General features: G+C 31.9%; 21 protein-coding genes and 1 pseudogene. 12 read left to right on the top strand and 10 right to left on the bottom strand.

Features of this window, described 5'->3' with window-relative positions; all coding sequences use genetic code 11:
• Positions 1-62 precede the first annotated feature (62 nt).
• The gene (locus KQI88_RS01835) at positions 63-1424 is read right to left on the bottom strand and encodes a glycosyltransferase family 2 protein (RefSeq protein WP_216414655.1); all 1362 of its coding nucleotides are present in this window, start codon (positions 1422-1424) and stop codon (positions 63-65) included.
• Between the two features lie 50 nt (positions 1425-1474).
• Entirely contained in the window at positions 1475-2593 is a 1119-nt protein-coding gene (locus KQI88_RS01830; protein WP_216414654.1) for a DegT/DnrJ/EryC1/StrS family aminotransferase, read from the bottom strand.
• 241 nt (positions 2594-2834) lie between these two features.
• Here KQI88_RS01830 and KQI88_RS01825 point away from each other — a divergent pair, with 241 nt between their 5' ends.
• Positions 2835-3491, top strand: coding sequence for an acetyltransferase (locus tag KQI88_RS01825; RefSeq protein ID WP_216414653.1), 657 nt, complete (start codon positions 2835-2837; stop codon positions 3489-3491).
• Between the two features lie 44 nt (positions 3492-3535).
• On the opposite strand, the gene KQI88_RS01820 is transcribed toward KQI88_RS01825, so the two are convergent.
• Together KQI88_RS01820 and pepF are read right to left on the bottom strand one after the other, a co-directional pair.
• Positions 3536-4546, bottom strand: a complete 1011-nt coding sequence (locus KQI88_RS01820; protein ID WP_216414652.1) for a polysaccharide biosynthesis protein — start codon at positions 4544-4546, stop codon at positions 3536-3538.
• A 195-nt stretch (positions 4547-4741) separates the two neighbouring features.
• Positions 4742-6571 (bottom strand): oligoendopeptidase F, encoded by a 1830-nt coding sequence (gene pepF / locus KQI88_RS01815; RefSeq protein ID WP_216414651.1) that lies wholly within the window; start codon positions 6569-6571, stop codon positions 4742-4744.
• A 220-nt stretch (positions 6572-6791) separates the two neighbouring features.
• Here pepF and KQI88_RS01810 point away from each other — a divergent pair, with 220 nt between their 5' ends.
• From KQI88_RS01810 to KQI88_RS01785, 6 genes are all read left to right on the top strand, one after another.
• Positions 6792-8138, top strand: coding sequence for a nucleotide sugar dehydrogenase (locus KQI88_RS01810; protein ID WP_216414650.1), 1347 nt, complete (start codon positions 6792-6794; stop codon positions 8136-8138).
• 7 nt (positions 8139-8145) lie between these two features.
• Positions 8146-9255, top strand: a complete 1110-nt coding sequence (locus tag KQI88_RS01805; protein ID WP_216414649.1) for a glycosyltransferase — start codon at positions 8146-8148, stop codon at positions 9253-9255.
• Positions 9256-9390: 135 nt separating this feature from the next.
• Positions 9391-11079 carry a Na+/H+ antiporter NhaC family protein gene (locus tag KQI88_RS01800; protein WP_246579078.1) on the top strand — a complete coding sequence of 563 codons (1689 nt, stop codon included), beginning with the start codon at positions 9391-9393 and terminating at the stop codon, positions 11077-11079.
• Positions 11080-11171: 92 nt separating this feature from the next.
• Positions 11172-12278 carry a glycosyltransferase gene (locus tag KQI88_RS01795; protein WP_216414648.1) on the top strand — a complete coding sequence of 369 codons (1107 nt, stop codon included), beginning with the start codon at positions 11172-11174 and terminating at the stop codon, positions 12276-12278.
• Positions 12279-12303: 25 nt separating this feature from the next.
• Complete coding sequence (locus KQI88_RS01790) at positions 12304-13608, top strand: DUF6395 domain-containing protein (protein WP_216414647.1); 1305 nt, start codon at positions 12304-12306, stop codon at positions 13606-13608.
• A 94-nt stretch (positions 13609-13702) separates the two neighbouring features.
• Positions 13703-15214, top strand: a complete 1512-nt coding sequence (locus KQI88_RS01785) for an NCS2 family permease (RefSeq protein ID WP_216414646.1) — start codon at positions 13703-13705, stop codon at positions 15212-15214.
• Positions 15215-15281: 67 nt separating this feature from the next.
• On the opposite strand, the gene KQI88_RS01780 is transcribed toward KQI88_RS01785, so the two are convergent.
• The 4 genes from KQI88_RS01780 to zupT all read right to left on the bottom strand — a co-directional run bounded on the left by KQI88_RS01780 (position 15282) and on the right by zupT (position 18008).
• Complete coding sequence (locus KQI88_RS01780) at positions 15282-15557, bottom strand: DUF1905 domain-containing protein (RefSeq protein WP_216414645.1); 276 nt, start codon at positions 15555-15557, stop codon at positions 15282-15284.
• 206 nt (positions 15558-15763) lie between these two features.
• Positions 15764-16624 (bottom strand): NAD(P)/FAD-dependent oxidoreductase, encoded by an 861-nt coding sequence (locus tag KQI88_RS01775; RefSeq protein ID WP_216414644.1) that lies wholly within the window; start codon positions 16622-16624, stop codon positions 15764-15766.
• Positions 16625-16679: 55 nt separating this feature from the next.
• Positions 16680-16994 (bottom strand): thioredoxin, encoded by a 315-nt coding sequence (gene trxA / locus KQI88_RS01770; RefSeq protein ID WP_216414643.1) that lies wholly within the window; start codon positions 16992-16994, stop codon positions 16680-16682.
• A 213-nt stretch (positions 16995-17207) separates the two neighbouring features.
• Positions 17208-18008 carry a zinc transporter ZupT gene (gene zupT, locus KQI88_RS01765; protein ID WP_216415223.1) on the bottom strand — a complete coding sequence of 267 codons (801 nt, stop codon included), beginning with the start codon at positions 18006-18008 and terminating at the stop codon, positions 17208-17210.
• A gap of 443 nt (positions 18009-18451) precedes the next feature.
• Here zupT and KQI88_RS01760 point away from each other — a divergent pair, with 443 nt between their 5' ends.
• Genes KQI88_RS01760 through KQI88_RS01740 form a run of 5 tightly spaced genes read left to right on the top strand, consistent with a single transcriptional unit; the run spans position 18452 to position 23212 of the window.
• A complete protein-coding gene (locus KQI88_RS01760) occupies positions 18452-19318 on the top strand; it encodes an efflux RND transporter periplasmic adaptor subunit (RefSeq protein WP_216414642.1) in 867 nt (288 codons plus the stop codon).
• A 13-nt stretch (positions 19319-19331) separates the two neighbouring features.
• Entirely contained in the window at positions 19332-20015 is a 684-nt protein-coding gene (locus KQI88_RS01755) for an ABC transporter ATP-binding protein (RefSeq protein ID WP_246579077.1), read from the top strand.
• A 1-nt stretch (position 20016) separates the two neighbouring features.
• Positions 20017-21216: an ABC transporter permease gene (locus KQI88_RS01750; protein WP_216414641.1), complete on the top strand. Its 1200-nt coding sequence runs from the start codon at positions 20017-20019 to the stop codon at positions 21214-21216.
• A gap of 29 nt (positions 21217-21245) precedes the next feature.
• Positions 21246-21920, top strand: a complete 675-nt coding sequence (locus tag KQI88_RS01745) for a response regulator transcription factor (protein WP_216414640.1) — start codon at positions 21246-21248, stop codon at positions 21918-21920.
• The gene (locus tag KQI88_RS01740) at positions 21917-23212 is read left to right on the top strand and encodes a sensor histidine kinase (protein ID WP_216414639.1); all 1296 of its coding nucleotides are present in this window, start codon (positions 21917-21919) and stop codon (positions 23210-23212) included. The genes KQI88_RS01745 and KQI88_RS01740 overlap by 4 nt, the downstream gene beginning before the upstream one ends.
• 105 nt (positions 23213-23317) lie before the next feature.
• Here the strand turns inward: KQI88_RS01740 and KQI88_RS01735 are convergent.
• Positions 23318-23849, bottom strand: a pseudogene (locus KQI88_RS01735) (IS3 family transposase); the annotation flags it as partial.
• Entirely contained in the window at positions 23836-24258 is a 423-nt protein-coding gene (locus KQI88_RS01730) for a MerR family DNA-binding transcriptional regulator (RefSeq protein ID WP_216414638.1), read from the bottom strand. The pseudogene KQI88_RS01735 and the gene KQI88_RS01730, both read right to left, overlap by 14 nt.
• Positions 24259-24427: the final 169 nt, after the last annotated feature.

The following is a 24427-nucleotide window of genomic DNA, read 5'->3' as shown; positions in this document are numbered from 1 at the left end:
CTTTTGTATCCCTATTGTATTAAAGTTTATTATACCAAAATAAATTATGCTATTTCTACCCTTTATTTTTCTTCATAGTAAAGTACATCATTTAAGTTTTCTATCTTATATCCCTCGTATAATAATCTATATATAAATTCAAAGTCTTCTCTGCCATCTATCTTTTTACTTAAACCAATGATTTCATCTATTACACAACTTCTTATCATTATTGTATTAATATTTACACAATGAGTTTTATTTTCAATATACTCATGTTGAATACTATATCCAAATTTAATTTGTGGAGTGTTCCCATTAAAATTTGTGCCCACTACAGTATAATTTGGATTATCCTTTAGAAACTTTACTTGCTTTTTAATTTTATTCTTAATACTTATAGCATTATTGCCATGAAAAACAATATATTCTCCTTTTGACAAGTAGGCCCCTATATTATAAATCCAAGGATATCCTACTGAAATAGGCAACTTAAAGTAAAAAACATCCTGTATATTTGCAATTTTCTGGAACTTTTTATTCAACGAATACCATTCCCATATATCCAATTCTACATTACCTTTAGAAGAATCATCTACAATAATTATTTCAATATTAGAATAAGTCTGAGAAATTATAGAATTTAATGCCTTCAATATACTTTTGAAGTTATCTTTTACTGGTAGTATTACAGAAACCCTCCCTTTTATCTTACTACGGTCTTTTTTATTTCTCTCCTGTCGCTTTACCTCATAACCAGGTTGAAGTCTTTCAGAATGAATTCTTACATTAAAAAGTACTTCTTCCAGGTTATCCAATATATAATTATGTCTCACTATATCCTTTACGAAAATAATATCATTAGCTACCCCTGGAATTCTTCTACACCCTATTATCGTATCTATTATATCTGCACGAAATAATAGTGTACCAAATGACACGCAGTGTTTAACAGGATCACTCTTATAATTTTGTTCTATCTCTTTTACATCGTAACTAAGCCATGCTGCAGGCCAAAGTATTTTATCTATTGTATCATAAAAAGTTTGAAATCTGGTTCCTACTGCTGCTATATTAGGATTTTTAATCAAATGTTTTACTTGCTTTTCAATTTTTTCTTTATGACTAATATCATCTGAATCATGTATAACTATATATTCTCCCCTAGCAAGTTGAAAACCAATATTTAAAGACCAAGCTGAACTACAATTTCTTGGTAATTTTAGATATATGAAATTATTAAATCTATCTTGATTCTTATCCTGCCATTGTTTTACAATCGCCTGGGTATTGTCTGTTGAACAATCATCTACAACAATTACTTCCAAATGAGGATAAGTTTGAATTTTCAACCCATCTAACGCCTCGCAGATATATTTTCCATAGTTATATATGGATATAACTACACTGACAAGATCTTTTGTTCTACACTTCGAATCATTCATTCTTTTTCACCACCTCACCAACCTATATACTCAATTCTTATTTTTATCAGTTATCTTGTATTTTTACTTATACCTTCTATAAGTTTTTCAACTACATAATCCATCTCTTCCTCACTTAAATTATTATAGAAAGGTAATGCAATAGTGGATTCCCCTACCTTTTCAGTAATCGGAAAATCACCTTCTTTAAAGCTAAACATATCTATCATATATGGTTGAAGATGAATAGGAGTAAAATAAGGCTTACAAGCAACACCATTTTCTGTTAAGTAATCCATCACACCATTTCTATCTATACGTTCATCTAGCCTTATAACATAGACGAACCAACTCATTTTTGTAACCTTTGGATCTACATATGGTATAATAACTCCTTCTATATCCCTAAGTTTTTCATTATACAACTGAGCTACTTTATTTCTTTTAGCTATGATTTCTTCCAGTCTCCTTATTTGAGCAATACCTATAGCTGCATTAACTTCACTCATCCTATAGTTATAGCCTAATCTTTCATGATAAAGCCATAAACCTGTAATAGCTCTTCCTTGACTTCTCATACTTCTACATAAATCGGCTATATTATCATCATTAGTTACAATCATCCCACCTTCACCTGTGGTAATCTGCTTATTTGGATAAAAAGCATATACTGCTGCGTCTGCTAATGTGCCAGACTTTATACCTTCATATTCAGAACCAATAGCTTCACAAGAATCTTCAATAACTTTCAAATTATATTTTCTAGCCAGTTCCATAATTTCTTTCATATTATTCGGATGGCCAAAAACATCTACAGGTATAATAGCTTTAGTTCTATTGGTAATTTTTTCAGCTATTTTATTAATGTCTATATTTAATGTTTTTTCATCTATATCAATAAATGTAGGTTTTGCCTTCTCGAATAGAATACAATTGGAAGATGCAACAAAGCTAAATGGGGTAGTAATTACTTCATCTCCTTCTTTAATATCTAATGCCCTAATTAGTAGATGTAATGCACTTGTTCCACTGTTCACTCCTATTGCATGTTTAACATTAAAATATGATTTAAACTCAGCTTCAAACTCTTCTATTTTAGGACCTATACTTAATAGTCCAGATTCCAATACTTCTTTAACTAAATTTATCTCTTCTAGTGTAATGTCTGGTGCACCTAAATTAACCTTCATATTATTTCCTCCTAATATATCTTCTAATATCTATTAAGCAACTATAATTTTGTGTATTTATAATATGTATAGCCTATAGTCCTTGCTACTAAAGTAACTCCATTAAAAATATTGTTATTATCTATACAAAGTAGCAATACTTCTATTCCATTCATAATATAAACTAGATGAATGGGATGTTACATTCGTACTTAATTAATTTAATTAAATAATAGTTGTGTTCTTGTAGGAGGGAGCAAAATTGAATATTAAAAAAATTGTTCTCTTAGGTGGGGGCTCTCAAGCAAAAGTAGTTTCAGATATTATAACGAAAAGAAAAGAACTAGAAAAGGAACCACTTGAGGTTATAGGGATTTTAGATGATGATAATTCTAATCGGGGGTTTTCAAATATCCCTATACTAGGAAAAATAAATTTTATAGAAAAATTAGCTTGCCAATATGATGATATCTATTTCATAATTGCTATTGCTAATAATAAAATAAGAGAAGAAATAGTAAAAAAATATGAAAAATTGAATCTTAAGTATTACACTGCAATTCATCCAAGTGCTACTATAGCAAGTAATGTTAATATAGGTGCAGGAACTGTTATAATGGCAGGTGCAGTAGTTGGTCCATTTACCCAAATAGGTAATCATGTAATTCTCAATACCTTATCTTCAGTTGATCATGATAATATTATTGAAGACTTTGTTCATATTTGTCCTGGAGCTAAATGTGCTGGTTGTGTAACCGTAAAAAAATCTAGCTTTATCTGCACAGGTTCATCTATTATTCCTGGAGTAATTATAGGTGAATCTACAATTGTTGGCGCTGGTTCAGTAGTAATTAAAGATATCAAAGGGTATTGTACTGTAGTTGGAGTTCCAGCAAAAGTTATAAAGTCGCATAATTAATGACTAAGAAACAAGTAGATATCTACTTGTTTCTTACTATTTATCTATTTATCTATCATATCTCTAATAAAATCAAGCTTTAATAATAGTTCTTTTATTTCATCTATATTTAAACGTCTTGTATTATAAGAATTATAGTCTGTATAGTCGGATAATAGCATTTTCTCATTCTTTAATGATTCTTTGTAATTTAGATCTCTATTATCGGGTCTAATTACAAAGTTTTTTTCCATCTCCTTAGACCTTATTCTTTCCTCCTTAGTAACAAGTGTTTCATGAAGCTTTTCACCATGTCGAACCCCTATAACCTTAATATCCAAGTTAGAATTGAATATTTCTTTTATTGCTGTAGCAAGATCCTTTACAGTAGCTGCTGGAGATTTTTGTACAAAAATCTCTCCCTGCCTACCATCCTCAAAAGCAAGCATTACTAGATTTACTGCATCATCTAAAGTCATTAAGAATCTTGTCATATTAGGATCTGTTATTGTTAATGCGTTTCCTGTATTAATCTGTTCTACAAATAATGGAATAACCGAACCTCTTGAAGCCATTACATTTCCATATCTTACACAACATAGTACAGTTTTATCATCCTCTATTGTTCTAGATTTAGCTATTACAAGTTTTTCCATCATAGCCTTAGAGAGTCCCATTGCATTAATAGGATAAACTGCCTTATCTGTGCTGAGGACAATTACTTTCCTAACATTATTTTCAACTGCTACATTTATTACATTGTTTGCTCCTAAAATATTAGTCTTAACTGCCTCCATAGGATAGAACTCACATGAAGGGACTTGCTTTAGTGCTGCCGCATGGAATATATAGTCTACTCCCTTGGTAGCGTTATAAATACTCTCATAATTTCTGACATCTCCTATAATAAACTTAATTTTTTCATTATTATAATGAATACGCATATCAGTTTGCTTTTTTTCATCTCTACTAAAAATTCTAATTTCCTTAACATCTGAATTAAGAAATTTATTTAAAACAGCATTTCCAAAGGAACCGGTGCCTCCTGTAATTAATAAGGTTTTATTTGTAAACATTCTTTGTTCCCCCTAAAGTTATATATTCGATTAGATATACTAATTATTTAAAATATCTATTTTTCCTTATTTATGATATGTTTAGTATAATATCATTGCTACTAAGTTCTTGGACAAAAACAAATAGAGGTCGAGATTATATCACTATCAATGACATAATTTCGACCCTTAATTAAATTACATTAATATTTATATCTAATAATTAAGTTCAGAATCAACTTCTCCTAATTCTCTCGTAAGTTCTATTATTTCATTAATTATATTTCCTATATGATCTATAGTATCTAGTAATGGTTTTTCTGTAGTTATATCTACCCCTGCCATTTTGGCAAGCTCTACTGGTGTTTTAGTTCCTCCTGCCTTTAAAACAGCTCTCCAATCATCTATAGCAGGCTGGCCTTCTTTTAGTATTCTCTTGCTTACTTCTGTGGCTATAGTAAGTCCGGCACTATAGGTATAAGGGTATAGTCCCATATAATAATGGGGCTGCCTCATCCAAGTAAGCTCTGCTCCATCATTTATTTTAACTGTGTCTCCCCAGAATTTTTCAAGCACATCTTTTTTAATAGCGCTTAACTTTGAGGCCTGAACACTTCCACCTTCATCTATTATTTTATATACTTCCCTTTGATAAGCAGCTTCTAGTAGATGGGTTACAAAGTTATGATAATATGTACGGCTTATCATTGAGGATAAAACCCATCTTTTGAATCTAGGATCATAATTGGTTTTCATAAGATAATTTGCCATTAGCATTTCATTCATAGTAGATGGAGCTTCTATAAAATATGTAGATGGTCTTGTATCGAATATATTCTGGTTTTGCTGTGCTAAATAAAAGTGTCCAGCATGACCTAATTCGTGAGCTAATACAAATACCTCCCTCATCTTATCGGTCCAAGATATTAATATAAATGGATGACTTTCATATGGACTAGAACAAAATGCTCCCGTTGATTTTCCTTTGTTTTGAACAAAATCCACCCATCTCTCATCGTAGCTTCTTTCAATCATTTGTAAATAATCTTCTCCCAGGACAGATAAGGCCCCTTTAATATATTTTTTTGATTCCTCTACGGATATATTTGGCTCATACTCTGGGTCCACCACTAGTTTTAAATCTGCAAAGGTCATTTCATCTAATTTGTGGACTTTTTGAAGAAGCCTTGCATATTTTCTCATGTGGGGTGCTAGTTTTTCCATGATTATATCTATTTGTCTATTATATAGCTCCCTGTCTACTTTTTGAGGAAATAACAAGCTATCTATAACAGAGTCAAACCCTCTAAGACTTGATAAGGTTTTTTCTTTTTGAATCTGTGTTTGATAAGCTGCTGCTATGGTATGCTGGTATTCCTTTAATTTTGAAGAGAAGGCTTCAAATGCAGTTCTTCTAATTTCAGTATCATTTTCAAACTCCCATTCATTTTCAAAAAGTACAAAGCTAAGAGGATATTCTTTACCTTTTACATTGAAATTTCCAAAATCCATATCAGCTAATTTTGCCCTATTATAAATAGCATAAGGAGAACTTAATATTCCAGATAAAGCAGATAGTACTCTTTCTACTTCTGGATGGAGTGCATATTTTTTAAATTCTTTTATTTCTTTTAAGTAATTAGCATTTTCATTAGATCTTTTTATAGCCTCTTCTATAACTTCTTCATCAGCTTCTATAATTTCACTTCTTATAAAGCTTAACCTACTTTGCAGATTTGATAATATATTTGTAAGTTTAGCATTTCGTGCTTGATTTTCAATATTTGTCTGATCAACAGCAACCGCAAGATAAGCGTATGTATTAGTTAGGTGTATGACTTGAGTTGCTTTTCTTAATTTATCTAGACATTCATTAATAACATCTGCTGAATTTAGCCTACCTTTATACTTGCTTTCTAGTTCCTCAGTATATTTCTCAGCTTCTTTTATAGCCAAATTATACTCTTCTTCTGTTTGATATATTGCAGATAAGTCCCATGTTAAAGATTGATCTACGTCCTTTCTTTCTTTTAATACTTTTCCCATACTAGGTCCCCCTTCTTATTTATTACATTTTCTATATAACTGAATATTAAAAATATTTACATTGTATATTTTCTATATAATATATCTGGATTCCTTTAATATATTAAATATATTTTGCATGTATTTTATTAGCTCTATAAGTATAGCTGTAGCATTCTATTGATCTTTAGAATATATATGATTAATATGGATAATTAGGAGAATAATTAGGAGGATAATTATGGATTTAATGTTAGAAAACTCAATATTAAATAAACATGCAAATATTGCTGTAATTGGTTTAGGATATGTTGGTTTACCTATAGCTATTAGATTATCAAATGTAGGCTTTAAAGTATTTGGTATAGATATTTCAGAAGAAAAAGTACACAGATTAAATTCTGGTAAATCCTATATAATAGATATTCATGATGAAGATATAGATGCTGTCATAAATAAAAATTTATATGTAGAAAGTGACTATTCCATTCTATCAGATATAGATGTAATTATCATTTGTGTTCCTACACCTTTAACAGAAGCAAAACAGCCAGATGTTTCCTATATTAATAATGTTGTAGATAATATAATAAAGTATTTAAGCAGAGAGGTATTAATTGTTTTAGAAAGTACTACCTATCCTGGTTCAACAGAAGAATTAATTACTGCCGTTATTGAGAAAAGGAAGGGATTGACAGTTGGAAAAGATTTCTTTGTATGTTATTCACCAGAACGAGTTGATCCAAGTAATAAAAAATATGAAGTGAAAAATACTCCAAAGGTAATTGGTGGCGCTACTAATAAGTGCTTAGAGATAGGTATTGCCCTTTATAAATCTTTCGTAGACACAATAGTACCCGTTAGCTCTACTCAAGTTGCGGAACTGGCCAAACTATTTGAAAACACTTTTAGAAGTGTAAACATTGCTTTAGTTAATGAGTTGACCCAGATGGCAGACAGGATGGGTCTTAACATTTGGGAAGTAATCGATGCTGCTTCCACAAAACCCTTTGGTTTTATGACCTTCTATCCAAGTGCTGGTGTTGGAGGACATTGTATTCCCATAGATCCAATTTATTTGTCATGGAAAGCAAAAGTATTTAACCACTACAATCGATTTATTGAATTAGCTACCGATATCAATATGAATATGCCACGATATGTTGTAAATCAAATTGCAGAAATCTTAAGCTCTGAAAACAAGTGCTTAAATAAGTCAAATATTTTGATTGTTGGCATTGCATATAAAAAAGATGTTGATGACTTAAGAGAATCTGCTGCATTAGAAATATTTCACTTATTGCAAGAAAAGGGTGCAGAGGTTACATACCATGATCCATATGTTTCTAATTTCAAATCTGGTGAGAACACTATTTTTTCCCAAGAACTTACTAAAGCAAATTTAGTCCAAGTTGATCTTGTAGTAATTATAGCAGATCACAGTAATATAGATTACCAACTTATCATAGACAATAGCGGTTTAATTTACGATACTAGAAATATTACTAAAAATTATAGAGGAAACAATATTGTATTGTTAGGAGGATATAGAAAAGACAACAATAAAAAAGCATTTTTTAAGGAGTAGTTACTTTATGAACAAAAAATCAAAAAAAACAAGAGTAGATACAATTGTATTTGCCCCAACCAATGGTGTTGGATTAGGTCATTTAACTAGAACATTGGCAATTGCTAGAAGGGTAAAGAAGCTTGATCCAAGTAAAAAAATTGTTTTTTTTACTACTTGTCCTGCAATTCATCTTGTAGAACGTGAAGGTTTTATTGCACATTATTTCCCTTCATTAGAGATATGTAACAAAAGTAAAACAAGACAATGGGACTATACACTTAGTCAAAGACTTAGTAGGATCCTACATATTTATAAACCTAGCATGTTTATTTTTGACGGTGCCCATCCTTATAATGGGATACTTACTTCAATTAGTCCATTTAAAAAAATAATGAAGTGTATATGGATAAAAAAGAATCAATATACTAATATCTCACAGCTAAGAAAAACATTTATTAAAGAAAAGGAAAAGCACTTTCATTATATTATTACTCCTAATGAAGTTGGCAATTATAATGAAATACATGAAAACAGTTACATGACTAACTTCCCTATTATTTATTTAGACCAATCAGAGGCACTAAGTAAAGATACGGTGAGAAAACTATGGCAAGTTCCTGATGATTATAAAGTAGTTTATATTCAATTAGGTGCTGGTAAAATTAACGATATCCAAGCTATATTAAATAATATATTGTATGCTTTAAAAAAATTTGAAAATATTTTTATAGTACTTGGTGAATCAATCATTGGACAGAAATTAAATATTATAGACGAAAATGTACTTATTTTACGAGATTATCCTAATTCAAGATTTTTTAATGCATTTGATCTGGCAATTTCGGCAGTTGGCTATAACACCTATCATGAGTTACTCTATTTTGGAGTACCAACAATATTTATTCCTAATGAAAATACTAGCTTAGATAACCAAGTAGCAAGGGCCATGAATGCTAAAAAAGCAGAAGCTGCATTAGTTTTAAGAGATCCTAAGGAAGATGATATTATAGAATCTATTAAAATTGCTCTTAATAATGAGATAAATGCACAAATGAGAAGGAATGCTAAAAAACTTATTGAAAAAAATGGTGCTGATGAACTTGCACAATTAATATTTTATCTGGGTAATAACTAGCGCTTATCAATTTTTTGTATAGTAGCAATTATTAATATATAAAAACAATAAAATATTAACCCCTAGCTACAGTTTTGAATATATTAATATATGCGTTTTTAAAGCTATTCTATATATAAAATTGGAGGTTAAAACATGATAAAAACTAAATGGATTATGATTATACTCTGTATTATTATACTTGGGTTATTTTTTGTAGCACCTAATAATACATTAGAGCACGAAGGACATTTTGGATGGGTATCAATAATACCTCCATTACTTGCAATCCTTCTTGCTTTCATTACAAAACAAGTACTTCTATCCTTATTTTTTGGAGTATTTATTGGTGCCACAATCCTTAATGGTTGGAATCCTATGATAGGATTTTTTAGAACCATGGATCAATTTATAGTAGGTGCACTATCAGATAAATGGAACGCTGGCACTTTGATATTTACCTTCTGTATTGGAGGTATGATTGGCGTAGTTAATAAAATAGGTGGGACTAGAGCAATAGCAGAAAGCTTGGCTAAAAGAGCTACTACTGCAAGAAGCGCTCAAATTATTACATGGCTAATGGGGATGCTTATCTTTTTTGACGATTACTCAAATACATTGATAGTTGGTTCTACAATGCAACCATTAACCGATCGTGTAAAGGTTTCCAGAGAAAAGCTGTCTTATATTGTGGACTCCACAGCTGCTCCCATAACAGGTATAGCATTATTATCAACTTGGATTGGATACGAATTAGGTCTTATTAAGGATGCTTATACATCTCTTGGGATGAATGTAAATTCCTACGAAATATTTATCCAAACAATTCCTTACAGATTTTATTGTATATATGCATTGATCTTTGTTATTATAATAGCTGCCCTTAACAAGGACTACGGACCAATGTATAAAGCAGAGCAAAGAGCACGATTAACCGGTAAAGTCTTTTCAGATGAAGCTAAAGTTATGAAAAACAGTGAAGTTTCTAAAATTGACCTTAATAAAAATGTAAAATATAAAGCCTATAATGCAATTATACCAATATTAACCTTAATTGTAGTTAGTTTTTTTGCCATTTGGTATAGTGGATACAGCTTTTCCGAAGCAAACATTAGTCCCTTTAGCTTGGAGGGAATTAGAATTTCCTTTGGCAATGCAGATGTAAGTATAGCACTAATGTGGTCATCCGTTGTTGCTAGTATAATTGCTATATTAATGGGAATAAGCCAGAAGATTTTGAATCTCGCTGAATCCTTTGATGCGTGGATCGAAGGTTCAAAATCAATGCTAGCCTCCTGTATGGTGCTAGTTTTAGCCTGGTCCTTAGGCAGTATTACATCATCTATAGGAACTGCTGATTTTCTGGTTGGAATCGTATCCGATAAATTTCCGACTGGACTAATTCCAGTTATTATATTTACTATTTCCTGTATAGTATCATTTGCTACAGGTACATCTTGGGGAACTATGGCAATCCTTATACCAATGGCACTTCCTATAGCTAACAGCTTTGTATTAAATGGAACAGCTGATCCTTCCTTGATATTAGTAACTCTAGGATCAGTGTTAACAGGTTCAATCTTCGGCGATCATTGCTCTCCAATTTCAGATACCACAATTATGTCCTCATTGTCTTCAGGATCTGATCATATTGAACATGTGAAAACTCAGATGCCATATGCATTAACAGTAGCATTTGTGACCTTAATAAGCTATGTTTTAGTAGGAATATTAAGATTAAATCCAATCTTTACAATAGTTGTTGGAATTTGTCTGCTCATTTGTATAGTGCAAATACTCGGTAAGAATCCAGAAAAGGATGTGTTATTTAAGAATGAACCTTAGGATAACCCTGAGGTTCATTCTTAAATAAATAATTCCCATCAATTACTATAATTATTATGTATTAAAAAATTACAAAGTGGGGTGAAATTAAAATGTACATTGAGTCTGGAGCCTCTAGAGAATCCATGAAAAATAGTATACTTTTCATGCCTACAAATGGAGCTGGACTAGGGCACCTTACTAGAACCTTAGCTATTGCTAGAAGAATACGAAAAATAGATCCAAATAGAGAGATTATTTTTTTTACAACTAGTCCAGCAATTAATCTAATCTTACAGGAAGGTTTCTTAGCATATTATATTCCTTCAAAAATGTTCTTTCCAGATTATATTTGGAGTAACCAGTGGAATGAATTATTAGAGAAGCAACTTAAATTAATTTTACAACTACACCAACCTAAAACATTTGTATACGATGGTGCATTCGTATATTATGGCGTAATGGCTGCAACCGAAGGAATTACATCCTTAAAACGAGTATGGGTAAAAAGAAAGCAAAATAAACCAGAGAAGGATGTTGAAACTAAAAGTAAAGAAAACTTTTTTCACCATATAATTATACCTGGGGAATATCAAATCAATTTAGATTCTCAAGCTGAAATAAAATATCACTATTGTAATCCTGTTATATACCTAGATAAATCAGAATTGCTATCAAAGGACGAAGTGAAAGAAATATTAAAAATACCCAATGAATATAAATTAGTTTATATTCAATTGGGAGCAGGTAATATAAACGATATAGAATCCACTTTGTCAATTTTGCTCTCTATCCTAGAAAATAGAAAAGATCTATATTTTGTTCTTGGAGAATCTATTATTACTAGTAATAGAATTGAAATATCAATAGAAAGATTATTAACTTTAAAAGATTATCCTAATTCGAGATATTATAATGCTTTTGATCTCACAATTTCAGCAGCAGGCTACAATACATTTTTTGAGTTAATGCACTTTGGAGTGCCATCAATTTTCATTCCAAATGAGAAAACTAAATCCGACGATCAAGTAGCTAGATCTATGGTTGCAGAAAAAGCAAAGGCTGCTATAGTACTTAGAAACCCTAATTATCAAGAACTTGAAAATGCAATAGATAATGTCCTTAATCTATCTAATAATATGATAATACGTAATAATACACAAAAATTAAATATTCAAAATGGGGCTGAGGATATTGCAAAACTAATTTTAAAGCTTTAATCAATATTGTATTGGAGGTGTAAATATGAAGGTTGAATATAAGTGTAAAAAAGGAATACTCAAATTTTATTTTAGACTTCACGAAGATGATAGAATTACTTATCAAAATGCCACAATGACAAGGCAAACCTGTACAGTAAGACTACCGATTGATTGGAATATTGATTCTATTCATCCAGATGTATTAGCACTGGTAACTATACTCATAATTTATCCGTTTACAGGTTCTAAAATAATATTACCTATAGGAGTAAGTAAAACCTTCCATGATAAATTTAAGGAATGTACCAATAAAAAAATTTTGCCTGTAAATCATAGTTTACAGGCAAGAAGCATACCTCAAAATGGGTTCCCTGCTCTATCCTATAGTGGCGGCGTAGACTCTACAGCCGCACTGGTACTACTTCCATCAGAAACTAAACTCTTTTATTTAGACAGAATCATACCAGATGGAGTTAGTACTAAAACACTATATAAAAAAGAAGCAGCCCACTTTGCATGTAAGATATTAAGAGAAAGTGGGCGATCCGTTTATCAGATCGAGACCGATTTAGAATATATAAGGACACGAGTTGGATTTCCAGTAGATGTCGCAGCTGCAATACCTGTCCTTTTATTATCCGATTATATTGGTTTAGATAGTGTAGCTTTTGGTACACCTATTGAAACAGCCTATAAAATATCTAATCCAGTGTTTGAAGATTATGCCCAAAGACTCCATTTTCTTAGATGGGGTAAATTGTTTGAAATTGTAGGAGTTCCTTTTAATCAAGTAGTTGCAGGAATATCAGAGATTGCTACTTTGAAAATTGTGATGGACTCTCCTTATTACGATATAGCAGAGTCCTGCGTCCGGGGTGAAGTTGGAAAACCTTGTATGAATTGTTTTAAGTGCTTTAGAAAAAAGCTAATAGAGCTAACGATTAAAAATAAAGACATAGATGATGATTTTCTATCCAAATTATTTAAAATTCCATCAGCTGAACTTTATCTATCTCAATTTCCAGCTTACTTTGAATGTTTATTTGCCTATATTGCTTCAAAGTATAAGGGTAATCATCAACTAATGAATCTATTAAAGAAGAAAACTAGAGGTGATATCCTTGATTTATCCTGGTTTGAAAAATGGTATAGTCCTTCTATAGAATTGGTCCCACCGAAATATCAAAGCTTTGTTAAAAACCAAATATCTAAGTATCTTGAGACTATGACTGCATTTGATGAAAATAACATGAAGAGTTTGAGCGCATATGATGTAATAAATTCTAAAGAATTAAAGGAATATTCCGATGAATTTGCCAAGGCTATTAGAGTATTTAATATGGTTTAACAGATAGCTTTTCATAACTATACAAAATAAAACAAATAAATGATGAATTATTGCTATAAGCCTCAAATATATTAAAGTAAAAGGAGGGATTCTTATGGAGATAAAAAAATATCCTTGGTTTATTAAGGAGGATATAGACGCATTTTTTGCTTTGTTTCAAAATAACTTGGCAAACTTTGTAGTAATAGCTATTACAATGATCAGCATTGGCTATCCTGCTGATATCGTATATAGCAAAGTTATTCCTGGTGCAGCTATAGGTGTATTGTTTGGAAACTTTTATTATGCCCACATGGCATCGAAATTATCCGTAAAAGAAAATCGTCTAGATGTAACCGCCTTATCATATGGTATAAGTACCCCTGTTATGTTTATTTATCTCTTTGGAGTTATGAAACCTGCTCTTGACTTTACAGGTGATCCACAAATTGCTTGGAAAATTGGAGTAGCTGCCTGTTTCCTAGGTGGTGTAGTAGAATCTTTAGGTAGTCTTGTTGGAACTTGGATTAAAAATAATCTTCCACGAGCTTCTATGTTAGGTGCCTTAGCAGGTGTGGCATTTTCAGTAATCGGTGGACAAATGTTTTTTCACACTTATGAAGCTCCTATAATAGGAATATTCGTACTCGCTATAATATTAGTAGGACTTGTAGCTAAAAAGCAGATGCCTTTTAAAATTCCAGCCTCACTATTTGCAATAATAATTGGTACAGTTTTAGCTTACGCTTTTAGAGAGGCTAATATTGGTCAGGTCACTGAAGGACTTGCAAATGTAGGATTCTACCCGCCTTTACCTTCCCTTACTTTTATTGAAGGACTACAATATTTATTCGGCCCTATGATAGGCCTACTAGCAGTCTTATTGCCTATATCTATTTACAACTTTATAGAAACAATGAATAACGTAGAAGCTATGTCAGCTGCAGGAGATAGTTATAATGTAGCTGAAGCTCAGCTATTTGATGGAGTTGGAACTATGATCGGGGCATTATTCGGTGGCGTATTCCCAACTACTGTTTATATTGCATCCGTTAGTGCCAAATGGACAAATGCAGGAAGAGGGTATTCAATTATTAACGGCCTTGTATTTTTACTAGCATCAACCTTTGGAATTATAGCTGCTATGTCAAAGATTATACCTTTACCAGTCGTAGCCCCCATCTTAGTATTCGTAGGAATATCTATGGTATCTCAAGCTTTCTCATCCGTTGAAGAAAAGCATTACCCAGCGGTTGTATTAGCAATGCTCCCATATTTAGCTAATTATCTTCAAAGTAAATTTGCTTCTTCAGCTCCCGAAGCCTTAGAAAAGGTATCCTCAGCAATAATACCTCTAGGTCAAGGCGCTATGTTTACCGCCTTAATATGGGGAGCAATTTTAGTATTTATATTAGATAATGAATTTAAAAAGGCTTCTGTTGTTTCTTTTATAGGAGCTATACTTTCAGCTGTAGGGCTAATTCATGCACCTAAACTAAGTCTATTTTTTGACTATAAGTATGCCTTAGCCTATTTAATAATAGGTATTGCTTTTATAGTACTAAATATTACTCTAAAAGACTCTGAAGATGAATCTCAGCTACAAAAGAATTTGATGGTAGACTAATATATATTTCATAATAAAATAGCTATGCCACCGACTTAAAATAAGCGGTGGCATAGCTTTATTATATTTATTTTTTTACTACTCTTTCTACAATAGTAACCTTAATAATATCTCCTGCTTGCTTGCCAATTTTCCCACGGATATCTTTTCTAATGCCGATGATATGACAAGGTGTTTTCATTCTAACCAAGCTACCATCATATGGTTCACCATCAAAAGTGGCAGTAACAGGAACACGCCCTTTTCCAAACTCAGCTTTTACATCAAATGGTATCTCAATATATGCACCATCAATGTCCGGTACCTTTTTAATCTCAGCTTCAAATTCATATATTTTACTCATGTTGTCACGTCCTTTGCAAATACATTCCCTCAATATCCTTATTTAAATAGGTTCTTAAGTAGCTAATTTAATTGTATCACATAAGTTTATATCTATAATTATCTTTAGCAATAAATTAATTTCAAAACCATCTACTATTATATAAATAATTTTAATTGGTTAAATAATTTTTTAAATATAAATAAAAAATGCTAACAATTAAATTGTTAGCACTTTTTATCTATATAAGAAACAGCGTTTAAAGCTGCCACCTGACCTTCACCCATTGCTTTCAAATACTGATAAGGTTTGCCAGTAGAGTCACCTGCCGCATAGCACCCCTTAAGATTAGTTTCCATATCCCTATTTACTTTAATATGTCCATCCTCTACAAGAAGTCCAGGTACTAGTTGATCAGGTGATATACTATCTCTTAAAATAAACACTCCATCGCTTTCTAACTCTGAATTTCTAAGAATTATCTTTTTAACCATACTATCACCTATTATTTCAACAGGTTTATCATTAATTATTTCTATATTACTATTTAAATCATATTCACCTTTAAACATAGGTATAAAATAAACTTTTGAAGCCAGCTCACTAACATAGTTTGCTTCTTCTATAGATTCATTATTATATCCTATAATAGTAACTACTTTATTTTTATATAAAGGTGCATCACAGGTAGCACAATAGCCTACTCCTCGCCCTAGGAATTCACTTTCTCCTTTAAAAGGCTTTCCAAACTGAACCCCTGTGGCTAAAATTAAAGATGTAGCTTCATAGGTTTTATCACTAATCATTAGAGCATAATAGTCTCCCATGGCATAGATATTATCTACTCTTTCATAGGTAATATCTATATTCATTTCATCTAAGTGCTCTTTAAATTTCTTAGTCAACTCCTTGCCGCTAATTCCATAAAATCCTACATAATTATCTATCTTCGGTGCTAGATATAGTTTATTGCTTAAATTCTCATACCCAAAAACTATTATCTTTTTGTTTCTAATTCTTGCATTGATTGCCGCTGTAATTCCTGCTGGTCCACTTCCGACGATAGCTATATCATATCTTTCACTCATTCAATCTTCACCTCTTAGGAGTAACACTTAATTAGATTAAATATTTCTGTACTATTTACACATGTTTTTCTAACTGTGCTATAATAGCATTTTTAGGCATAAAACCGATAAATTTATCTATAATTTTACCATTTTTAAATACTAAAACTGTTGGTATACTAGCAACATTATATTCTATTGCTATTGATTGATTTTCATCAACATTTAGCTTAGTAACTTTAATTTTTCCTTCTAACTCGTTTGCTACCTCTTCTATAACTGGGCCAAGCATTTTACAAGGTCCACACCATGGTGCCCAAAAGTCTACTACTACAGGTATATCGCTGTTTATTACTTCATTAAAATTTGTCTCGTTTATATTCATTACCATAATTCTTCCTCCTTTTATACCCCTATAGGGTATCATTATATATGATACTACTAAGTTTTTCCTTCGTCAACACTAAATTATCTTTTCTAGGATAACGAAATTATATTTATATATCGTAATAACATAATATACAGATTTATATAATTTGTCAAGTAGATTTCTCGATTTAAAACTTTTTTGAAGTTTATATTCTCAGTTTTAATATTAAATTCCTTATGCAAACATTAACAAGCTTAGAGCCATAACAATCATTCCAGAGATAAGCCCATAAATAGCAATATGATGTTCTCCGTATTTCTCAGCTGTTGGAAGTAACTCATCTAAAGAAATATAAACCATGATTCCTGCAACAGCAGCAAATATTACTCCAAACATTGCATCATTAAAAAATCTCATTAAAAGAAAATATCCTAATATTGCACCTACAGGTTCAGATAGACCTGAAAGAAAAGAATACAAAAATGCTTTTTTACGATTTCCAGTAGCAAAATAAATTGGTACAGAAACTGCAATACCTTCTGGAATATTGTGGATTGCAATAGCAACTGCTATACTAATTCCTAGTGTTGGATCTTGCATTGCTCCAGTAAATGTTGCTAATCCTTCAGGGAAATTATGAATCGCTATGGCTAAAGCAGAAAACAATCCCATTCTCAGTAATTCAGGATCATTTGTATTTTCTAATTTCATATCCTTTACATCCCGTGCTTCGTGTGGATTTTCAGCACTTGGTACAAAGTTATCAATTATTGCAATTAGTGCTATACCCGCAAAAAAAGCAATTGTTGTAAACCAATATCCTTTTGTCGATCCATAAACAGCTTCTAAAGAGTCTCTTGCCTTTACAAATATTTCAATCATTGAAACATAAATCATTACACCTGCAGAGAAACCCAAGGCTGCAGATAAAAACTTTTTATTTGTTTGTTTTGTATAAAATGCCAATGCACTACCAATACCTGTAGATAACCCTGCAAATAGTGTTAGCCCAAAAGCAAATAATACGTTATTCATAGTTATATCCATAATCATTCCTCCTTATGTTCCTATATATCATATATTCTCACTAATCTGAGTTACTAAACTTATATTTTATTTATATATTGTTCTTATATCTAAATATTAGAAATAAATCAAAATTTACTCTTTCATTTATCCTAAAAAAGTAGCACAGTTGGCTGAGCATCCTCCTAGCTACCAAATTGAATTTTTTTCCTCAATACCCATATTTTATTATGGCATAAAAAAGTATACTATAAGAAAAATTCATATTGAATTCATATTAGCACATTACTATAAAGATAACCAAATACTCAAGTTTATATGGAGTTTTAATTTTATTTGAACATCAAGTCGTGTGGTTCCATGAACTATACAATTCTAAGACTCTATCTTACCGAAGATAGAGTCTTAGAATTGTTAGCTATCGAATACATCAAATATTGGAGGGATACAAAATGAAAGCAAAAAAATCAAGTAAAAAGAAAACTATTATTATTAGTGTAGTTTGTATGCTTATAATAGCTTTAATTACAACATTTGCACTAAGCCCAAGAGCAGAAAGCTATGAGGAAGAAACTGCAAAAAGCCAAGACGTCACAACATACTATAATTTTAATGGTAATATTGAAGCAAAGGATAATCAAATTGTTATAGCAGATACTATGATGCAGATAAAAACAATTTATGTTGAAGAAGGCGATACTGTAAAAAAAGATGATATATTGTTTGAAACCACCCAAGGTCAAAAAATCAAAGCTAAGATAGATGGAGAAGTTGGCGAAATTTTAATTGAAGAAGGTGCTACCCTAATGACAGGAACAAAGATGACTACTCTTACAGATTATTCCAATTTACAAGTTACGGTAAAGGTTGATGAGTACGACATTGCTTCTATGTCACCGGACAAAGAAGTAACCGTGCTGGTAAATGCTCTTAATAAAAAAATTACGGGTAAGATTGCTAAGGTATCTAAGGAAGCAATGACAGTAAACGGTGTATCATTCTTTACAGCTTCTATAGACTTAGAGAAGGACCCTGATTTATTAGTTGGTATGTCTACTGAAGTAACAATGATCAGTCAAAATGCTTCGAATGCCACTACTATATCTATGAAAGCACTGCAATTTAATAATGAAAATCAGCCTTTTGTATATTATAGGGACAATAACGGCAAAGTGGCTACTAAACCAGTTACAGTAGGAATAAATGATGGCAATATAGTTCAAATAGAAGATGGAGTAAAATCAGGTGAAGTTGTGCTTCTGCCAAAAGAAAAGACTAATACAATAGTAACTCCCTTAGATGTTATGAGAGAGCAGTAGGAGGTATTAAATTATGAACAAAGAAATTCTTTCTATGAATAACATTGTGAAAACCTACCAAATGGGTGATGAAGAGCAGATTATTCTAAAGGGTATTAATCTGAAGGTTGATAAAGGTCAATTTATTTCTATTTTAGGCCCATCTGGTTCAGGTAAATCCACTATGATGAATATAATCGGTTGTTTAGATACTCCTACAAGTGGAGAATACATTCTTTCTAATCGTAAAATTGCAGAACTTGATGAAGCTGAACTTGCCCATATTCGTAGTAAAGAGATTGGATTTATATTTCAGTCTTTTCAACTACTACCAAGACTTACGGCAATTCAAAATGTAGAACTTTCTTTAATATATGCAGGAGTCAAACCATTAGAGCGCAGAAAAAAAGCCCAAAAAATGCTTGAGCGTGTTGGGCTTGAAGAAAAAATGTACCATTATCCAAACCAATTATCCGGTGGACAACAGCAGCGTGTCGCTATTGCAAGAGCGTTGTCTACTGACCCAACCATTCTTCTTGCAGACGAACCAACAGGCGCACTCGACCAAAAAACAGGACATCAGGTAATGGAACTATTTCGTGAATTACATGAAGAAGGGCGAACTATTATTATGATTACTCATGATATTAATATTGCAAAACACGCAAGCAGAATTGTAAATATTCTTGACGGAAACTTATACGAGGAGATGGGATAAAATGATTAGAGAAAGTATACAAATGTCATGGCAAAATATTACCCATAATAAAATGCGTTCATTTCTAACAACCCTCGGTATTGTCATCGGTGTAACATCTATTATAGCTTTAATTAGTATTGTACAAGGTGTTACAGGTGAGGTGACTAGTCAGTTTTCCAGTTTAGGTGCTGGAAAAATTACTGTACAGGCATTCGGTACTCCCTTAAAGCAAGGTCTAAGTGATAATGATATGAAGAAACTCTCAGAAATCGAAAATGTTTCAGGTGTATCTCCTACACTTTCTATGCAAGGCTATATAATTAGAAATTCTTCTGTAGAAGAAAATGTGACAATTGAAGGAAAAAATGAAGTCTATTTTCAGCATAATCCTGATTTAATTCTACGTGGGAGAGCACTCAATATTTTAGATATGAAAAGTAAAAACAAGGTGGCCATAATCAATCAGTCTCTCGAAGAAATTCTGTTTTTTGGAGAAAATTCTATAGGACAAACTATGCAAATAAACGGGATTACTTACACTGTAGTAGGTGTATTTGATAGCAATGTTGCTACAGATATAAATTCTATGGCAGCCAACAGAATAGGCAAAAGCTCTGAAGGTAAAGCTATTATCCCTTATAAAACAGCAATGGGGATGGCCGGTATTAGTAATATTTCCTCCCTAGAGCTACTTATTTCCGATTCTGATAGAACAGATACAGTAATGGAATCTGCAGAATTAATATTGAACCAAGCTTTTAATTACAAAGAAAACAGCTACAACATTATTAATATGGAAAACTTACTCGACACAATGAACACCATGACTGGCATGATGACTGCCATGATGGCAGGTATTGCGTCCATTGCTCTGTTGGTCGGTGGCATTGGTATTATGAATATGATGTTAGTATCAGTAACAGAGCGTACAACTGAAATTGGACTACGTAAAGCCCTTGGCGCAGAACCAAAACGTATTCAGCTACAGTTTTTAATCGAATCCATTTTTCTATCACTTCTTGGTGGGTTTATCGGACTTTTATTAGGTATAGGTATTTCATGGATAGTATCTATTGCAATAGGATTTACCTTCATTCCATCTAGTGGTGCTATAACACTTGGTGTTGGTTTTTCTGCCGCAGTTGGAATTATCTTTGGATGGGCACCTGCCAAAAAGGCTAGTGAATTAAATCCAATAGATGCATTGAGAAGTGTGTAGTAGTATAATATTGGGTAGAGGTGAGCTATATGGTTAATATTCTAGTAGTTGAAGATGATAAAAACCTTAGCAAGTTGATGACCGCCGTATTAAAGCAAAATGGCTATAATGTTTTGAATGCTACAGACGGTGTGCAAGCTTTAGATATACTTGATACATCTCATGTAGACTTAATTATAAGTGATATTATGATGCCAAATATGGACGGATATGAGTTAACCGATCAACTAAGACAATCAAACTATAACTTACCAATTTTGATGGTAACTGCAAAGGAAAGTTTTGAAGATAAAAAGAAAGGATTTATTTTAGGAACAGATGATTATATGGTAAAACCTATTGATATTGATGAAATGATTTTACGAGTAGCAGCACTACTTAGGCGTTCTCGTATCATCAATGAAAATCGTCTAACAATTGGAGAGGTTGTTCTTGATTATGATGCCTTAACTGTAAACAGAGGTACAGATTATATACAACTGCCGAAAAAAGAGTTTTATCTCTTGTTTAAACTACTCAGTTATCCAAAAAAAATATTTACAAGACAACAGCTAATGGATGAGATATGGGGCATGGATACAGAAGCTGACGAACGTACAGTAGATGTTCATATCAAGCGCTTAAGAGAAAAACTTGCCGACTTTCCAGAATTTGATATTGTTACTGTTCGTGGACTTGGATATAAGGCGGAAAAACTCATATGAAAAAGATTAGAGTAAAGCTCGCCATATTTTTCGTTTCTCTCATGTTTATTTCTTCTGTTTTTTCATTCTTTGTATCTATTTTTTTTAATAATAGCAGTATTAGAAATGAATTAAAACTAGACGAGGAAGCAATTGCAATTTCTATATTAGAATTAGAGCATAAAACTGATTTAAGCATAGACGATATAGTTAATATTACTTCTAATTTTATGTACGATGTTAAAATAGTTGAAGATATTAATTCATTGAGTATAACAAAGGAAGAACTTAAGAAAATTCAAGACCATGAAATCGTTTTTTTATCCCGTAAAGCATTTCCTGTAGCTACTACAATGCTAATGTTAGATGATTCTTATATTAAAATTAGTCTTCATTCAAATAATAATATTTTTAAAATGGTTTCTTCCCGTGTAAGTATTACTCTATTTTCCTATGTAATTATTGGAGCCTTTCTAATTGCTCTATTAGGACAAAGAGCTGTTAAACCAATATTAAAACTAACATCGGCTACCAAAGAAGTTGCAAAAGGTAATTTTGACATACAACTTGAAAATACAAGTGATGACGAAATTGGACAACTTACAAAAAACTTTAATAAAATGACAAGAGAGCTGAAAAGTATAGAATACCTTCGTAAAGATTTCATCAATAGTGTATCCCATGAATTTAAAACACCGATTGCCTCTATTCAAGGTTTTGCAAAACTTTTGCAAAACGGTAATCTGTCAGATGATGAAAAACAGGAATACACAAACATAATTGTTGAAGAAACAGCAAGACTATCTAAACTTTCTTCTAATATTTTAAAACTATCAAAACTTGAAAATCAAGAAGTGATAGATAGAAAGGCTGTATTCTCATTGGATGAGCAAATAAGAAAAAGTATTTTACTACTTGAGCATGAGTGGAGCAAAAAAAATATTGACTTTGATATCGAACTTGATGAAGTTAAGTATCAAGGAGATGAAGAATTGCTCCACCAGGTTTGGATTAATCTTTTAAGTAACGCCATTAAGTTTTCAAATTCAAATAGTACTATTAGCATAAGACTTTATCAAATAAACTCTGCTGTAGAAATAAAAATCAGTGATACTGGTATAGGTATGGATGAGAAAACCCTGATGCGAATTTTTGAAAAGTTTTATCAAGGCGATAAAGCTCATTCTTACGATGGCAATGGGTTAGGACTATCTCTTGTAAAACGGATTTTGGATTTATGTGGTGGTAGTATTTGTGTAAAAAGCAAGTTGCACGAGGGTTCAACTTTTACTGTTGAATTGCCCATTATATAAACACTAAAGACTAGAAAAAATGAACTGCACGCTGTCAAGTAGACAGTTTAAAAAATAAAAATTATGGAACTGTCAACAAAAACTAGACAAAAAGTTAAGTAAATTTTATGAATTCATCTCCTCAAATTGGGTATGGGAAAGATACCCAAGAGAGGAATGCATTCTCTTAGTGTTATAGTATAATTAATTCAATATATTTAAATATTTCTTGCTGAGCTTGTTCAGGTGTTTCAAAGTTGGCATCCTGAATAAGCTCTCTCTTTATTGTCCTATAAAATGATTCCATTAGTGCGTTATCATATGGATTACCTTTTCTAATGACACTTGATATGGCTCCGTGTGTGCGTAGTAGCGTCTGAAAGTTACCGCTGGTAAACTGAGAGCCTTGATCCGTATGAACGATAAGTCCTTTATCGGGATGTTCTCTCCCATAAGCCTGCATGAATGCATTCATTACAAGGCTGTCCTTCATCTTCCTGTCCATAGACCATCCGCATACTTTGCGTGAATAAATATCTAGAAATACAACTAGATACAGTACACCTTTCTTAGTCGGTACATATGTGATGTCACCAACCCAAATTTTGTTCTTGCCATCAGTCTGAAATATTTGATTAAGTAAATTAGGTCTTTCTATTTTTCTTCAAGAAGGCCCGGAACTTTTTTAGAAGCTCCAATTCTGCTCTATGATGAGAATCGGATAACATCTGTTTTACAATTTCAATCGTTTCTTCCGCATTCTGCTGCTCCGTTCTAATCTGTGACAGATAACTTTCCGTGAGACAAATTGCAGCATCAAAATTTTTTGTAGCAGAAGCCTTAATAATATCAACAGCTTTTTTTCGCAATCCATTTTGTAATACTTCAACCTTTAATGCAGTTCTTGCTAATTTAAATTGCTCAACATGTAAATCGGTAAAAATACGATAGCCATTATCCTGCCTTTCCGCTTTTGGTATTAGCTGGTACTTTTCATAGAGTCGCACTGTATTGGGATGGACACCAATGATTTTTGCTACTTCCGATGTCCTATACTTATTTCCCATTATATTTTCACCTCCGTCGACTTCTATCGTAACATATATTTAAAGTATGGTGTTATAGTGGAGAATTTATTATACAACCCTCTCAGTACTGCTAATAAGTAGGCTCCTTCGAGGAACTATGATTTTAATGACATTTATCCACGGACTGCTAAATATCCGTCGAATCAGT

It is taken from the genome of Alkaliphilus flagellatus (assembly GCF_018919215.1).
Classification (GTDB): domain Bacteria; phylum Bacillota; class Clostridia; order Peptostreptococcales; family Natronincolaceae; genus Alkaliphilus_B; species Alkaliphilus_B flagellatus.
The sequence above is the reverse complement of the archived record's forward strand: the minus strand, read 5'-3'. Positions and strand labels throughout refer to the sequence as shown.

Bases quoted from the DNA above. Each gene is read 5' to 3' on its own strand.
- KQI88_RS01800 (WP_246579078.1), top strand. From the start codon at position 9,391: ATGATAAAAACTAAATGGATTATGATTATACTCTGTATTATTATACTT.
- KQI88_RS01785 (WP_216414646.1), top strand. From the start codon at position 13,703: ATGGAGATAAAAAAATATCCTTGGTTTATTAAGGAGGATATAGACGCA.
- KQI88_RS01830 (WP_216414654.1), bottom strand. From the start codon at position 2,593: ATGAAGGTTAATTTAGGTGCACCAGACATTACACTAGAAGAGATAAAT.
- pepF (WP_216414651.1), bottom strand. From the start codon at position 6,571: ATGGGAAAAGTATTAAAAGAAAGAAAGGACGTAGATCAATCTTTAACA.
- KQI88_RS01755 (WP_246579077.1), top strand. From the start codon at position 19,332: ATGAACAAAGAAATTCTTTCTATGAATAACATTGTGAAAACCTACCAA.
- KQI88_RS01790 (WP_216414647.1), top strand. From the start codon at position 12,304: ATGAAGGTTGAATATAAGTGTAAAAAAGGAATACTCAAATTTTATTTT.
- KQI88_RS01810 (WP_216414650.1), top strand. From the start codon at position 6,792: ATGGATTTAATGTTAGAAAACTCAATATTAAATAAACATGCAAATATT.
- KQI88_RS01750 (WP_216414641.1), top strand. From the start codon at position 20,017: ATGATTAGAGAAAGTATACAAATGTCATGGCAAAATATTACCCATAAT.
- KQI88_RS01760 (WP_216414642.1), top strand. From the start codon at position 18,452: ATGAAAGCAAAAAAATCAAGTAAAAAGAAAACTATTATTATTAGTGTA.
- KQI88_RS01835 (WP_216414655.1), bottom strand. From the start codon at position 1,424: ATGAATGATTCGAAGTGTAGAACAAAAGATCTTGTCAGTGTAGTTATA.
- KQI88_RS01805 (WP_216414649.1), top strand. From the start codon at position 8,146: ATGAACAAAAAATCAAAAAAAACAAGAGTAGATACAATTGTATTTGCC.
- KQI88_RS01740 (WP_216414639.1), top strand. From the start codon at position 21,917: ATGAAAAAGATTAGAGTAAAGCTCGCCATATTTTTCGTTTCTCTCATG.
- KQI88_RS01745 (WP_216414640.1), top strand. From the start codon at position 21,246: ATGGTTAATATTCTAGTAGTTGAAGATGATAAAAACCTTAGCAAGTTG.
- KQI88_RS01780 (WP_216414645.1), bottom strand. From the start codon at position 15,557: ATGAGTAAAATATATGAATTTGAAGCTGAGATTAAAAAGGTACCGGAC.
- KQI88_RS01775 (WP_216414644.1), bottom strand. From the start codon at position 16,624: ATGAGTGAAAGATATGATATAGCTATCGTCGGAAGTGGACCAGCAGGA.
- KQI88_RS01730 (WP_216414638.1), bottom strand. From the start codon at position 24,258: ATGGGAAATAAGTATAGGACATCGGAAGTAGCAAAAATCATTGGTGTC.
- KQI88_RS01795 (WP_216414648.1), top strand. From the start codon at position 11,172: ATGTACATTGAGTCTGGAGCCTCTAGAGAATCCATGAAAAATAGTATA.
- zupT (WP_216415223.1), bottom strand. From the start codon at position 18,008: ATGAATAACGTATTATTTGCTTTTGGGCTAACACTATTTGCAGGGTTA.
- trxA (WP_216414643.1), bottom strand. From the start codon at position 16,994: ATGGTAATGAATATAAACGAGACAAATTTTAATGAAGTAATAAACAGC.
- KQI88_RS01820 (WP_216414652.1), bottom strand. From the start codon at position 4,546: ATGTTTACAAATAAAACCTTATTAATTACAGGAGGCACCGGTTCCTTT.